Genomic DNA, 14,044 nt, shown 5'->3' on the forward strand with positions numbered 1-14,044 from the left:
ACGGAACTGGTTCCGTATTCTTTGAAAAACGTTTGCAATCTCTTTAATTATAAGGGTTAAAGGTACAATGGCATGTTAGATTTCGCTCATATATATATACATTTATTGGATTGCGCAATTATGTAATAGAGTCTATATTTTGACTTGTGCTACGGTGCACTTACGTCACGGTTCACAAAAATCTTTTTAACGAGGTGGAAGATGAAAAAGTCACAACGCATCATTAAAGGAGTTATCTCCGCTTCCCTTGCAATGGGAATGGCAGCAACAGCTCTTGCTCCTAACGCACAAGCTGTTACACAGCCAGAAGCAGATACACCCCTAGCGAAAGACAAGCTGGAAAAGCTATCAGTTAAAGGGATCGAAAAGCTAGACAACGGGGTGAAATTTGACCTTGGAAACAAAGACGCATATATTCGTCTGTTTGCAGATGATCTTGCGAAGGTATCCATCCTTGAAAAAGGAAAAGAGGAGTATACTTCCCGCGGAATCGCAAAGAAAGATTGGAAGACTCCAAGATTCACAGCCAAAGATAAAGGCAATGTGTACGAGCTAAGAACAAAAGAACTTATTATTCATATTAAAAAGGATACATTCGGCGTAAAATTCATGGATCACAAAGGAAACGTGATTAATGAAGATTACATGGAAAACGGAAGCACATCCGGCTATGAAAACGGAAAACCTTACGTTTACAAAAAAACCGATAAAAATGAAGCATTCTACGGCTTCGGCGAGCAAGCTGGACTGAACTTGAATCAGCGAGGCGAAAGCATCGGAATGTGGAATACAGATGCTTACGGATATGATAAAGATACAAAATACATCTACACAAGCATCCCTTTCTTTATTGGTCTTAAGAATGAAAAAGCATACGGAATTATGTTCGATAACACTCACCGTTCATACTACGAAATGGCTTCAGAATCTGATGACTACTATTACTTCTACGCCAACGGAGGAGATCTGACGTACTACTTCATGAATGGTCCTGAAATCTCTGACGTGGTTGACCGCTACACTCAGCTTACAGGAAAGCACGAACTTCCTCCTGAATGGTCCATGGGACTTCACCAAAGTAAGTGGGAATACAATGCAGATGAAATCGTGAATGTAGCAAAAACTTACCGTGATAAAAAAATTCCAGTAGACACTATGCACTTTGACATCGACTATATGGATGGATTCCGCGTATTCACATGGAACGACACGTTCAAAGATGCTCTAAAACAAGTTGAAGCTATGGAAGGTTTCCATACTATAGCAATCAATGATCCAGCTGTAAAAGTGGATGAAAACAATAAGTCTTACCAAGAAGGCACTAAAAACGATTACTGGGCTAAAAATGCAGACGGTACTCCATTCGTTGGACCTGTTTGGCCTGGAGATTCCGTATTCCCAGACTTCTCCAAACAGGAAGTTCGCGATTGGTGGACGAAAAACCACAGCGCCTTGTTTGACGAAGGTATTGACGGAGTTTGGAATGACATGAATGAACCAGCTGTATTCCTTGACGATGCAAAGCATAATCATACAATGCCGCTTGATTCTTATTTCGGATACGACGATAACAAAATTCTTCACACTGAGTACCACAATATTTACGGCCATGACGAAGCAGAGGCTACTTATAATGCTTGGGCCATGCACAAACCAAACGAGCGTCCATTCGTACTGACTCGTGATATGTATGCTGGAACTCAGCGTTATTCAGCACTATGGACTGGCGATACAGTTAGTACATGGGAGCATCTGCAAATGTCCCTTCCAAGCCATATGAACATCGGAATGTCCGGTGTGCCAAACGTTGGAACAGATATCGGCGGATTTGCTAAACGTCCTACAGCAGAAATGTATGCCCGCTGGATTCAAATTGGATCTCTGTATCCATTTGCCCGTATCCATTACGATAGTGACAAAAAGTCTGAAGTTAAACAAGGTCAAGAGCCATGGGCATTCGGACCAGAAGTTGAAGCAATCAGCAAAAAGTACATCGAACAGCGTTACAAATTGCTTCCATACCTATACAACGCGTTCCAAGATGCTTCTGAGACAGGTAAGCCGGTTCAGCAGCCGCTTGTGTACCAATTCCAGGAAGACGAAAACACTTACAACATCGCAGATCAATTCATGTTCGGTGATTCTCTGATGGTTGCACCTATTGTAAAAGAAGGACAAACTTCCCGTAACGTTTACCTTCCAGAAGGCCACAAATGGATCGACTATGTTTCTGGAAAAGAATATGAAGGCGGTCGTACGATCCATGTAAGTGGAAAGCTTGACGAAATGCCAATGTTCGTGAAAGTGGATTCCATGATTCCAACACGTGACGTACAGCAATACACTGGCGAAAAACCGCTTGAAAACCTTGTACTCGACACATACCTTGACAAGAAAGCTGAATACAGCTTCTATGAGGATGATGCTGCTACACTTGATGCCAAGAAAAAAGGTGAATTCAACGAAACGAAACTCACTGTAGAACGCAAAGGCAAGCACAACGTTACATTCAGCCAAGACAAACTTGCAGCGAATTACAAAGATTCAAAACTTGAGCAGTACACACTTAAACTTCACAATGCAGAGAATCCTAGAAGAGTAACAGCTGGAATGAAAAAATATAAAGCTGTAAACACAATGGATAAGATGACAAACGCAAGCCGCACTTACTTCTTCGATGAGAAGACTAAGACGCTTTACGTTAACATCCCTGCTGGTGAAAAGAGAGATGTAAATATCCGTTAATCATGATTAAAGAGACTGCTGGTGTACTACCGGCAGTCCCTTTTCTTATTATGGAGGTAATTCTTTATGAAAGGCCACATTCGCACCCTTGCTATATTAATCCTTACATTGGCGGTGCTCGGCATGTTTCTTCTTTATTTTTCCCTTCAGCCCAAGCCTGATTCTTCACCAGAAAAGGAAGTTGCTGCAAAGCTAGATATTAATAAGGCACGGTTTGCTCCTGGGGAAACCGTCTCTTTCTCTTTAACACTCCCCACAAAATCAAAGCAGACAACGGCAACCATCCGTTACTACCACCTGGATTCTCCAGTTGATTCCCAGACTGTTCCTCTAAGTCAAAGCAAAACAAACTGGGACTGGTCTCCTCCTAAGGATGACTATAGGGGATATTTAGCGGAGACGGTTATTGACGGACAGCGGTTTACAATTGGGATAGACGTATCAAGCGATTGGAGCAAGTTTCCCCGTTATGGATTCTTGTCAGATTTCTCTGATAAGGCTAGTGAAAAATCCTCATCAGTCTTAGAGCAATTAAATCGCTATCATATAAATGGTCTTCAATTTTATGACTGGCAGTACAAACACCACAATCCGCTTAAAACCGAAAATGGCGGGATTCAGCCAAAGTGGGAGGATATCGCAAATCGGGAGGTTTCTGTCGCTGCACTAAAAGACTATATTGCCAGCGCTCAAAAGTTCAATATGCAAACGATGGCTTACAACCTGATATACGGCACATATGAAGATGCCGGACCGGATGGAGTCAAGGATGAATGGAGAGTCTATAAGGATGAAAATCACGCCGAACAAGACATTCATCCGCTCCCGGAGGACTGGAAAAGCAATGTGTATTTACTGAACTCAGGAAACCCGGAATGGCAGCAATACATTCTTTCAAAGCAAAACGAAATTTATCAGCATCTTGCGTTCGATGGGTGGCATATTGACCAGCTGGGCCCTAGGGGGCAGGTATATGATTATGATGGAAACCGCCTGAATCTTGAAGAAGAATTTGACGAATTCCTTCATCACGGAAAAAGCAAAGCACCTGATAAATCCCTTGTCATGAACGCCGTCAATCAGTATGGCCAGAAACAAATCGGAACCACTCCCGTTGACTTTATGTACACGGAGGTATGGGATGAATATAAACAGTATAAGGATCTGAAAAAAATCATAGATGACAACGCTGACTATTCAGACGGGAAAAATACGGTTCTTGCAGCTTATATGAACTATAACCTCTCAAAAGAAAAGCCAGGAAACTTTAATGTACCTGGTGTGCTGCTTGCAAACAGCGTCATCTTTTCCTCAGGAGGCTCTCATTTGGAACTGGGAGAGCATATGCTTTCGAGTGAATATTTCCCGAATGAAAATTTGAACATGACAGAACGCTTCAAAGAACAGCTTATTCCCTATTACGATTTTCTCGTTGCCTATCAAAACCTGCTCCGGGGAGATGGATTGAAGGAACTGCCGCTAAAAGCTTCTTCTGATATTGGAATTACCTCAGAACCTGAAAAGGGAAAGGTATGGGGATTCTCAAAATCTGACGGGAAGAACCGTATGATTCATATGATTAACTTCACTAAGGCTGACTCGATGGAATGGCGTGATACGGAAGGGACCCAGCCAGAACCAGACACAATTAACGGGATTGAATTGAATGTGGAGGAAGACAGGCCAGTCAAGAAAGTTTGGGCTGCATCACCCGACTCCCGTCAAGCTGCTCCTGTTCCCGTACACTTCTCGCAAAAAGATGAGAATGTAGCCATTACCGTCCCTTCGCTCACATATTGGACGATGCTTGTCATGGAATATTAACCGAAACAAAAAGCCGTTCCTCTAAGGAAACGGCTTTTTTATAGCAGTTGAATAATATCCCGGATTTCCCGGAGCATTCTCTGTTTGGTTGCATGATCTGAGAGGGTAACCCCATATAAAAACTGATGGGATACGGTATCAATTCCGCAAATTTGAAAGATTCCATAATCCATTGCAGTTTCCATGGCCATGGTCAGCTGAGATGGCTTTAGTTTCTGTTCCGGCTGTCCGGTTGTCTGAATGATCAGCCCTTTTTTTCCTTTAAGCAGTCCCTCTGTTCCGTTTTTAATCATTCTAAAAGCAAATCCATTCGAGAACACCCGGTCGATATAACCTTTTAAAATAGCAGGCATGCCTGACCACCACGTCGGAAAAATAAAAATGATCTGTTCTGCCCAAAGCAGATAGGACTGCTCTTCCAATATATCAGCCGGAATTTTTGTCTGATAAAACTCAGAGTAATTATCCTCGTGAAGTACTGGCTGAAATCCAATCCGGTACAAATCCCGCACTCTGATTTCCGACTGCAGCACCTTTAATTCATCGATTATTGCTTCCAGTATCGCCCCGTTGAAGCTATCGAGTTTTGGATGAGCGAATATAATCAGTGTTTTCATAAGCGAAGACTCCCTTGAGGAACAATCCGCACATATGTCCGGTCATTCTAGATACCTGCCTGCCCGTATTATTCACTCAAACCCTAAGCTTATTCATTTTTTTCATTTACAAGGTACTTCGCCTTTGAATCCACTTGTTCTACAAAAGCAGATACCTGCTGGATGGAGGCACTGATTTGCTCAATAGCCGAGGCAGCTGCGGCAATCTTATCTTCATTGTCTTCATGTTGATTTTGAAGGGATCCGATAACCTCCCCAACTTCTCCGCCTCTGCCTGCCAAATGATCGAAACGCTCTGTCACTTTCGTTAAATGGTCTTCACTCTCCGTCTGAATGTGCGCCATTTTATCAAAATCAGCAGTCGTTTTTGAAATGACAGCAACACTCTCATTAATCATGTCAGATGTTTTATGAAGAGACTGTGAAACCTGTTCTTTTGCATTCAGAATTTCCTTTAAAATGTCCTGAATGATATGGGAAGATTGGGAAGATTGCTCCGCAAGCTTTCGAACCTCATCCGCTACCACGGCAAACCCTTTTCCGTGTTCCCCTGCTCTTGCTGCCTCGATGGCCGCATTCAATGCAAGCAGATTTGTCTGATCAGCAATCGTTCTGATGGCAATCAGGACCTTTTCAACCTCAGATGTTTTTTCCGTAAGAAGCTCCACGTGTTTAATTGAATTCCCTGATGATTCTTTCACTTCATTAATACTGTCAATGGCATTCGTTAAATGCTGTTTATTAATCTGAATTAATCCATTGATCCTTCCGGAATAATCTGAAATCCGGTCAGTAAGATCCTTAGAGGACTCAAGCTCCTGGACCATCGACTTCATATCTGAAGAAGTTTTCCTCATATCCTCCTGAAAATGAACGGAATCCGTATGAATAGACCGGATGGCATCATTTATCTGAGTGATTCCTCCGCTCGTATCGGAGATATTCATATTTAATTCTTCTACATGGCTGCCGATTTCGGACGATGTTACTTGATTTTTCTTCAGCACTTCATTCATTTGATCCTTCAGCAATTCACTTTCCGAAAGCATTCCATCAAACCGTTTCGTGCTGTTTGACAGCAGCAATCCTACAAACAGGAATTGAACACCGTAATAAACGGCCGTCAGGATACTGCGCTGCATGCTTGTCTCGATGTCCATCGGATCAGCAAGATACAGATGGGCAAATTGCGCAGCGACAATTAAAGGAAGGGAAACGTAAAACGCCTTTTTCATCAGTCTGGAATCGGCAAAAAGTGCCGCGATACCGAGCGGGACCAGCCATACGAACGGAACATTCACCCACGAATCGGTATTCAGCAAAAAGGCAAAGACCGTCATGGTCCAGACTGCCAATCTCTTAAACTGTTCATCATTTTTCTTAAATTTATAGTGCAGGGCAGGATACAAAAACAAAAGGAACAGAAAATTATAGGCAACATTCATGAAGGTAATCTTCGGAATGCCATAGAGGATCTTCTGGATAATACTGTTGGCAAAGAAAATAATTCCTGCAATTAAAAACAATCTAAACAATATAGCTGATACATTTTTAAGATTCCGCTTTTTCAAATGAAACTCTTCCACCTTGAAACCCCTTCTTTCATTTCACATTATCATTTATATCGGCATATTTTCCAGAAATTCCACATTTTATGTAGAAACTAATAGGTATATAGTCCATAATACCATTAGGCTATAAAAACAGCTATTTTCAAATAATGGAGGATCTTATGAAAGCAAAAAAAGTATTATTTTCAGTGATTGCCGCTCTATTTCTATTGAATGTTGTCATTCCCAACCACTTGCTTGCAGCAAGTACAGCCAGTACCATGGAAGGCACTGTATCAAGCTTTCCTAAAACGTATGAGCAGTCCAGAGACCGCTTCCGCACCTATGAAACTGTCTTAAAATCAAGATGGGAAAAGACCGCTAAACAGAGCTTTCGGATTTCTGATTCCGAAGACTTAGCAATTGATCTTTTAAAAGCTGATGCAGCAAAATCAAAAGATACATTGATTGTCTTATCTAGCGGTACGCATGGAATTGAAGGCTATACAGGATCCGCTATGCAGGATGTTTTCATGAAAGAATTTATTCAGAAATTGAATCCTGATACGACGGGTCTTTATCTCGTCCACTCCATCAACCCTTGGGGCATGAAGAACTTCCGCCGCTACAACGAGAACAACGTAGATTTGAACAGGAACTTCATTGAAGACTGGAGCAAGTTCGACCTGAACAGCAATAAAACATACAAAGAGCTGGAAAACTTTTTCGAACCGAATCGCAAAATCGGAAGCATTGTTGCTCATGATGCAGAATTTACAGCTTCTCTAGCAAAAACGGCTTTAACTGCCGGTACAGACAAAGTACAAGGGGCTCTTCTCACCGGTCAATACACAAACCCTAAAGGCGTGTACTACGGCGGAACAAAGGATGAAAAATCAACGGCATTTATGAAGCAGGAATTTGAAAGCATTCTCTCGACTCCTTATAAGCAAATTATTCATATTGATTTACACACTGGGTACGGCCCGCGCTACCAAATGAGCATCTTCAGTTCATCAGCAGAAACGCTTACACAATATGAGGCTCAGGCAGCCTACCAATATCCGCTTGTCCTGACACCGGATTCTGAAGATTTTTACGCATCCACTGGAGATATAACCGAGTACTTTACCGCTCTTGCAAAAGAGAAAGCACCGGAAAAAGCATTCTACTCCACAACCTTTGAATTTGGGACACTTGGAGACGGCACGCTCGATTCCATTCAATCTCTTAAGCGTACGGTTGAAGAAAATCAGCTTTACCAATATGGCGCTTCGAGCGAGATCAGCAAATGCATTATTCAGGCACGCTACAAAGAACTTTTCTATCCATATGAAACGAAATGGCGCGAAAAAGCCATCCAGGATTTTAAACAGGCAATGACTGGAGTTCTAACTTATAAAGGAGCTCTATAACAGAAAAGCAGAAAGCCATTTTATTGGCTTCCTGCTTTTTATTTCGGACGTTCCATAGAGAAGATTTCCCCGATTTTCCCGTATTTCGTACCGGCAAGCCGGCTGACGGCTCCAAGCTCTCTCTCCATGATTTTTCCTTCTTTGTATACATTCTTTTTAAAATGGTACTGCACAACGCGCCCGATAATAAAATCAACAGCAGGCTCCCCTTCTCTGCCTCCAAGTTCCAAATGCTTTTCCAGGACGCATTCAAAGCGGATTTTTGCTTCCTCAATTCCTGGCACTTGAATCTGCTGGCTCGGTGTCAAGGTGAGGCCGCTAAAGTCGATTTCACTTTGGTCAGGCGGCAGAGGGGCTGATGTTTCGTTGATGCTTCTAACATTCTCCTCATCTGTTACGTGAATAACAAATTCCTTGTTGTTCACGATATTACGGGCGGTGTCCTTCATTTTCCCTTCAGCTCGCTGCACCGCAATCGTCAGCAGAGGTGGTTCAGATGAGGCTACATTAAAAAAGCTGAATGGCGCACCATTCACTACATCCTCTTCCGAAATGGAGGTGATAAAGGCAATCGGCCTTGGAATCACACTGCCAATCAGCAGCTTGTAATTTTCTAAAGCAGATAAATCGTTAGGGTTAATAGAAATCACGTTAACTCATCCTTTCGTGTCACTTACAAGAACAGACAGAAGGATCTCCTCTAATTGGCTGCTGCTTCTCGACTGCATTCCCGCTTAGTTTTATTATGTACGAATCCAGGAAGGTCTGGGCGCTTATAAAAAGGAGCCTCTTTTTTTCTTGAAATATTGGCGGTTAATTGCCTCTGTTGGCTGTTACCCGTTTTCATGAACCTATAATCGCCCGACCTGCGTTATCTTAAATTTTTAAATCTACTGTTCCAGAGCCTGTTCATTCCATTATCGTATTCAGCATGGCTCCTACTTTTGACAGGCGGCAGAAAGACGGCTACAGTTAAACCAATAATCTTTAGAGGTGACCTATGGAACTTAGACAGCTGAAATACTTCGTAGAAGCCGTCAGACAAAAAAATTTTACTAGAGCGGCAGAAAAAATGCTCGTCTCACAGCCTGCTTTAAGCAAAATGATTAAATCTCTCGAGGACGAACTTGGTGTGCCTCTGATTATACACAATTATAAAGGGCTTGAACTAACGGATGCCGGCCATTCTGTATACAGGCACGCTGTCCAAATGATCGGAATCGAAGAAGATATTCTTTCCTCTGTCATCGATGTGAAGGGTCTCAGCAGCGGAACCATTAAAATAGGAATACCGCCTATTATCGGAAGCCTCTTTTTCCCAAAGGTGCTCGCAGCCTTTCACTCAGCCCATCCCAATATCAAGATTCACATTACTGAATTTGGAGCGAAAAAGGTAGTCGAAAGTGTGCTTGCAGGGGAAATTGAGATGGGGGTAGCCGTTCTTCCTGTAGACGATGAAAGCTTTAGGACCTACCCAATCGTGGACGAAGAAATGGTTCTTCTTGTAAACGAATCCCATCCTCTCGCTTCAAGCAGCGAAGTGGAGCTTTCCCAGCTAAGCAGCGAAAACTTTATCTTTTACAGCGAAGACTTTGCCCTTTATGAGCTGATGCGTGAATACTGCATCAACGCAGGGTTCGAACCGAACATTCTATTTCAAAGCTCCCAATGGGATTTCATGTCCGAAATGGCTGCTGCGGGAATCGGTGTCACAATCCTCCCCCAGTCCATATGCACCCGTATCACAAGCAGTCAAATTAGAAAAATACCGATACAAAACCCAGCCATTCCCTGGCGGCTCGCCATCATCATAGCAAAAGACAAATACACGACATTTGCTGGAAGAGCCTTTATTGACTTTATTCTTGGAATGAAGGATCGGCTTCGGATGGGGGAATGAAAAAACTGTTAAGAAGTCCTGCTGAGAGGAAATGGTTAAAATTGCCCGCCGGAACGCATCAGGGCGGGTTTTTTTATTAACGAGAAATTTGAACAGGTATAGGTTAGGCTGATTGGAGCAGAAATCAGCCAGATCCAATCCATTTTATAAAGTTAGTTCTTAGTACTGGTTGTGTTGTAAAAAAAAGATAGATTCAAAATAAGATTACTTGATAGCGGCGGACCTCCCTTGGGAGCAGCGGAACAGGTGAGATCCCGCAGGCGATTGCGCCGAGGAGACTCACCGCCCGCCCAAGGATAAGCAAGCAGCCTGGAGCCGCCATCAACCTCGTCGAACTGTTTGCCAAAATAACAATATTTGCGAAAACATTCAAAGTTAAAAACTGACTTTACCAGCCCCCGTATCCATTCATATCAGCAAAGATTGCCCGGATCCCAACCATAACCAAAAGTTATACCACTTATAATATTTATATATTTCACGAATAGCATTCCTCCATGCTATCGTTATACATAGAGCGAAACAGAGAGGAGAATATTCATTGTCTAAAACATTTGACCGCCATCAGCAAGGCCTTGATAAGCTTATGGAGTACACTTTAAAAACGAATGATGATATTTCAACACATCTGCGGATTGTAGATGAGCTGAAGGATATTGCTCCTGATGTCGGAGATATGATTATTGATTTTGCCTATGGAGAGGTTTACTCACGCGAGGGATTAACGAATAAACAAAGAGCGCTTGTTACAATTTCCTCCCTTGTCACACAAGGGACAGAGCCGCAGCTGGAGCTTCACTTAAATACAGGCTTAACAGCCGGATTGACTCCTAAAGAAATTACGGAATCCATCATTCAGCTTGTTCCATACACAGGCTTCCCTAAGGTTTTGAACGCTCTGGCTGTTGCAAAGAAAGTATTTGCTCAGCGTGTGGACGATAAAAAAGAAGAGTAATAACGTTTACAAAGAGCCTGTCCGGGCTCTTTGTTTCATGAGAAAGGAGGGATTGAAATGAAGTGGATTCTGCTTATTAGCCAGATAGCCTTTATACATTGTTTTTATTTTCTTGGAGTATGGCTTACGGGAGTGTTTTCTCTTCCAATTCCATCCGGCATGATCGGGATGGCTATTCTTCTCCTTGCCCTGACTTTTAAGATCATTAAGTTGGAGTGGGTCGAAAAAGGAGCAGCCTGGCTTCTCGCAGAATTGCTGCTGTTTTTCGTTCCGTCTGCCGTTGGGATTGTTGATTATACAGAATTGTTCGGCTGGATTGGGCTTCAAATGCTTGGCATCATTCTAATCAGCACGTTTTTGGTTATGGGTGCAACGGCCTTTACCGCAGAGAGAATTAATAACCGCAGAAGGGAGGCCGTTCCAGATGCTGATTGAGCTAATGCTTGCAACCCTTATCACTTATCTAGTATATAAATTTGGCAAATTCGCTTATCGAAAACATGCATTCCCTTTGCTTCATCCCCTCCTGGTCTGTCCCATTATACTAATTGGCCTGATTCGTCTATTTGACATTTCGGCCTCAGAATATATGGAGCATTCGAGGCTGCTTACGCATATGCTCGGTCCCGCTACAGTCGCATTTGCTGTACCGATTTACAAGCATGCTGGCCTGATTAAAAAATACACGGCTGAAATTTTCTTTAGTGTAACGGCCGGTTCTGTAGCTGCCATTCTCACTTCTTTTTTTCTTGCATTATGGGTTCATATAAATGGAGACTGGATAATCAGTATTTTGCCAAGGTCCATAACGACTCCAATCGCGATTGAAGTATCGAAGGAAATCGGCGGGCTTCCTGCACTCACCACCGTTTTTGTCATCATAACCGGAATAATCGGAGGAATCATTGGACCTTCTATCATCAAGTGGATGTCCATAAAAACACCGATTGCAAAAGGCTTGATGCTCGGTATGGCTGCCCATGGGGTCGGAACATCCAAAGCTATGGAATATGGAGAACTTGAAGGAACATTTTCCAGCCTGTCCATGATATTAGCTGGATTTCTTACCCTCCTGTGGGGATACTCCCTAATCCCGGTTCTGCTTCGGTTTATTTCTTAAAAAGCTTGTACCTGATTAAACTGCAGGGCAAGCTTTTTATGTCTTTTATAATGGATGCCGTTTTTAATAGGCTCTTTGAATTCCATTTTGCTCCAGCAGGGGAGTTGGGAAAAATCCCTATTGAACGGATTTAAATACAAGGACCGTATTATGACCGCCAAAACCGAGGGAATTGCTCATTGCCGCATGTAAAACGGTTTTTCTAGCAACCCCAGGTACGTAGTCTAAATCACAATCCGGGTCCGGTTCATCCAAATTCAAGGTGGGAGGAATCACTCCTGTTTTTAATGTCATTAAAGTGAAGATTGCCTCAATTGCACCGGCTGCACCCATCATATGGCCCGTCATGGACTTAGTTGAACTGATTGGAATGTTATACGCGTGTTTTCCGAAAAACCCTTTAATTGCTTCAGTTTCTATTTTGTCATTGTAAATCGTGGCTGTCCCGTGAGCGTTTATATATTTGATCTCTTCCTTATCCAGTCTGGATTGCCCGAGTGCCAGCTCCATTGCTCTTACTGCTCCTTCTCCCCCTGATGCCGGGCTCGTAATATGAAACGCATCTGCCGCTGAGCCATAGCCTGTAATTTCTCCATATATGTCCGCCCCTCTATTTATAGCGGATTCAAGTGACTCCAAAATGAGCGCTGCCGCCCCTTCCCCCATCACCAGCCCATCCCGGTTTCGGCTAAAAGGGCGGCAGGACGTATTTGGATCCGGATTAGCAGAAATGGCTCCCATCGCACAAAACGCTCCAACACCGAGGGGGGTAATAGAAGCTTCCGTTCCCCCGGCAATCATCATATCAGCCTCCCCCCGCTGTATGACCCTCATTGCGTCTCCCACTGCGCTTGCACCGGATGCACAGGATAAAACCGTGCAATTGTTCACTCCTTTTGCCTGCAGCGCAATAGAGACCTGACTTGATGCCATGTTGGATATCACCATTGTTGTTGCAAAGGGATACAAGCTCTTGTACCCCCCCTTCCTGCAAACTCTTAAAGCTTTCTTCAAAGCTTTCAATCCCCCCTATGGCTGTCCCAAACCATACACCAATCCGCTCCGATTCAACATCCATCCCGATTTGAATTCCAGCATCCTGAACAGCCATCACCGATGAAGCAATCGCATACTGTGCAAACCGGTCCATTCGATGACGGTCATTCACTTTTACATAATCTGATAACCTGAAATCCCTCACCTCAGCAGCCGTTTTCGCTGAGAATCCGGACGTATCAAACCGGGTTAGCTCCCCAATCCCTGAAATGCCTTGTACAGCAGAATCCCATGTTGCTTTCATACTATTTCCCATCCCTGTTACAGCTCCAACTCCGGTAACAACCACCCTTTTCAAACAAATCCCCCCTTCCTCCCTTTCTACCATTTAATTAACATAAATACAATATTTTACAAAACAAAAGACATGCACCATTAAGGCGCATGCCTTTTATCATTATTCCTGCAAACTGCACGAGCCCCTGCAGGGAAAGCAGACTACACAAAGAATGGCATAGCAATTAAAGCTAGTAAAAAGAAACCACTAACAACAACCCCAAACAGCGACAGGATATGTCTCCTAGTCTCCCTGACATATTTCCATTCCATGAATGCCCGGAAGAGACAAAGAACCATAGAATAGATAAATGCTATGATACCCGGAGAATAAGAAAAAATAATACCAGCTGCTAAAACGACCCAGAACATAATAAAGAGTGCTGTTTCTCCAGCGCGGTGCACATTGTTTATACTGCGGTAAATCCATCCTTCTCCCCGATCAATCTTAAACTTCTTTATTAGCCACTTTTCCATTCTCCAGAAAAGTAAGAGAATCAAGATAATCACCACAAGAATATAGCCCCAAGGCAATGACTCCACCTCCCCATCATGAATTTACCATATTATAGAAGATAACAGAATT

General features: G+C 43.0%; 11 protein-coding genes and 1 pseudogene. 7 read left to right on the top strand and 5 right to left on the bottom strand.

The annotated features are described in order from the left end of the window. Positions 1–201: 201 nt before the first annotated feature. Positions 202–2,745, top strand: coding sequence for a glycoside hydrolase family 31 protein (locus tag AS29_RS08685; protein WP_035404943.1), 2,544 nt, complete (start codon positions 202–204; stop codon positions 2,743–2,745). Between the two features lie 66 nt (positions 2,746–2,811). After that, a complete protein-coding gene (locus tag AS29_RS08690; RefSeq protein WP_035404944.1) occupies positions 2,812–4,569 on the top strand; it encodes a glycoside hydrolase family 66 protein in 1,758 nt (585 codons plus the stop codon). 38 nt (positions 4,570–4,607) lie between these two features. Here AS29_RS08690 and AS29_RS08695 read toward each other — a convergent pair whose 3' ends face one another. Both AS29_RS08695 and AS29_RS08700 read right to left on the bottom strand, forming a co-directional pair. Beyond that, a complete protein-coding gene (locus AS29_RS08695; RefSeq protein WP_035404945.1) occupies positions 4,608–5,186 on the bottom strand; it encodes an NAD(P)H-dependent oxidoreductase in 579 nt (192 codons plus the stop codon). A gap of 89 nt (positions 5,187–5,275) precedes the next feature. Then, positions 5,276–6,631 carry a methyl-accepting chemotaxis protein gene (locus tag AS29_RS08700; protein ID WP_442854522.1) on the bottom strand — a complete coding sequence of 452 codons (1,356 nt, stop codon included), beginning with the start codon at positions 6,629–6,631 and terminating at the stop codon, positions 5,276–5,278. A gap of 287 nt (positions 6,632–6,918) precedes the next feature. On the opposite strand from AS29_RS08700, the gene AS29_RS08705 reads away from it, so the two are divergent. Then, a complete protein-coding gene (locus AS29_RS08705) occupies positions 6,919–8,151 on the top strand; it encodes a M14 family metallopeptidase (protein ID WP_035404947.1) in 1,233 nt (410 codons plus the stop codon). Between the two features lie 38 nt (positions 8,152–8,189). Here the strand turns inward: AS29_RS08705 and AS29_RS08710 are convergent, their stop codons facing one another. After that, the gene (locus tag AS29_RS08710; RefSeq protein ID WP_035404948.1) at positions 8,190–8,801 is read right to left on the bottom strand and encodes a flavin reductase family protein; all 612 of its coding nucleotides are present in this window, start codon (positions 8,799–8,801) and stop codon (positions 8,190–8,192) included. A gap of 350 nt (positions 8,802–9,151) precedes the next feature. Here AS29_RS08710 and AS29_RS08715 point away from each other — a divergent pair, with 350 nt between their 5' ends. The 4 genes from AS29_RS08715 (at position 9,152) to AS29_RS08730 (ending at position 12,126) form a co-directional block, all read left to right on the top strand. Beyond that, on the top strand, positions 9,152–10,051 hold the full coding sequence (locus AS29_RS08715) for a LysR family transcriptional regulator (protein ID WP_035404949.1): 900 nt from the start codon (positions 9,152–9,154) through the stop codon (positions 10,049–10,051). 586 nt (positions 10,052–10,637) lie between these two features. Further along, positions 10,638–11,006: a carboxymuconolactone decarboxylase family protein gene (locus AS29_RS08720; RefSeq protein WP_051860547.1), complete on the top strand. Its 369-nt coding sequence runs from the start codon at positions 10,638–10,640 to the stop codon at positions 11,004–11,006. Positions 11,007–11,063: 57 nt separating this feature from the next. After that, the gene (locus AS29_RS08725) at positions 11,064–11,441 is read left to right on the top strand and encodes a CidA/LrgA family protein (protein WP_035404951.1); all 378 of its coding nucleotides are present in this window, start codon (positions 11,064–11,066) and stop codon (positions 11,439–11,441) included. Continuing rightward, entirely contained in the window at positions 11,431–12,126 is a 696-nt protein-coding gene (locus AS29_RS08730; protein WP_051860540.1) for an LrgB family protein, read from the top strand. Before AS29_RS08725 ends, AS29_RS08730 begins: the two co-directional genes overlap by 11 nt. Before the next feature lie 117 nt (positions 12,127–12,243). Here AS29_RS08730 and fabF read toward each other — a convergent pair. Both fabF and AS29_RS08740 read right to left on the bottom strand, forming a co-directional pair. Continuing rightward, positions 12,244–13,510, bottom strand: a pseudogene (gene fabF / locus AS29_RS08735) (beta-ketoacyl-ACP synthase II). 110 nt (positions 13,511–13,620) lie between these two features. Further along, positions 13,621–13,992 (bottom strand): DUF4181 domain-containing protein, encoded by a 372-nt coding sequence (locus AS29_RS08740; RefSeq protein ID WP_035404952.1) that lies wholly within the window; start codon positions 13,990–13,992, stop codon positions 13,621–13,623. Positions 13,993–14,044 lie beyond the last annotated feature (52 nt).

This window comes from Bacillus sp. SJS (assembly GCF_000732485.2).
Lineage (GTDB): Bacteria > Bacillota > Bacilli > Bacillales > Bacillaceae > Metabacillus_B > Metabacillus_B sediminis.

Excerpts from the sequence above, each read along its gene's own strand:
- AS29_RS08685 (WP_035404943.1), top strand. The coding sequence starts at position 202 with ATGAAAAAGTCACAACGCATCATTAAAGGAGTTATCTCCGCTTCCCTT.
- AS29_RS08690 (WP_035404944.1), top strand. The coding sequence starts at position 2,812 with ATGAAAGGCCACATTCGCACCCTTGCTATATTAATCCTTACATTGGCG.
- AS29_RS08695 (WP_035404945.1), bottom strand. The coding sequence starts at position 5,186 with ATGAAAACACTGATTATATTCGCTCATCCAAAACTCGATAGCTTCAAC.
- AS29_RS08700 (WP_442854522.1), bottom strand. The coding sequence starts at position 6,631 with ATGAATGTTGCCTATAATTTTCTGTTCCTTTTGTTTTTGTATCCTGCC.
- AS29_RS08705 (WP_035404947.1), top strand. The coding sequence starts at position 6,919 with ATGAAAGCAAAAAAAGTATTATTTTCAGTGATTGCCGCTCTATTTCTA.
- AS29_RS08715 (WP_035404949.1), top strand. The coding sequence starts at position 9,152 with ATGGAACTTAGACAGCTGAAATACTTCGTAGAAGCCGTCAGACAAAAA.
- AS29_RS08720 (WP_051860547.1), top strand. The coding sequence starts at position 10,638 with ATGGAGTACACTTTAAAAACGAATGATGATATTTCAACACATCTGCGG.
- AS29_RS08725 (WP_035404951.1), top strand. The coding sequence starts at position 11,064 with ATGAAGTGGATTCTGCTTATTAGCCAGATAGCCTTTATACATTGTTTT.
- AS29_RS08730 (WP_051860540.1), top strand. The coding sequence starts at position 11,431 with ATGCTGATTGAGCTAATGCTTGCAACCCTTATCACTTATCTAGTATAT.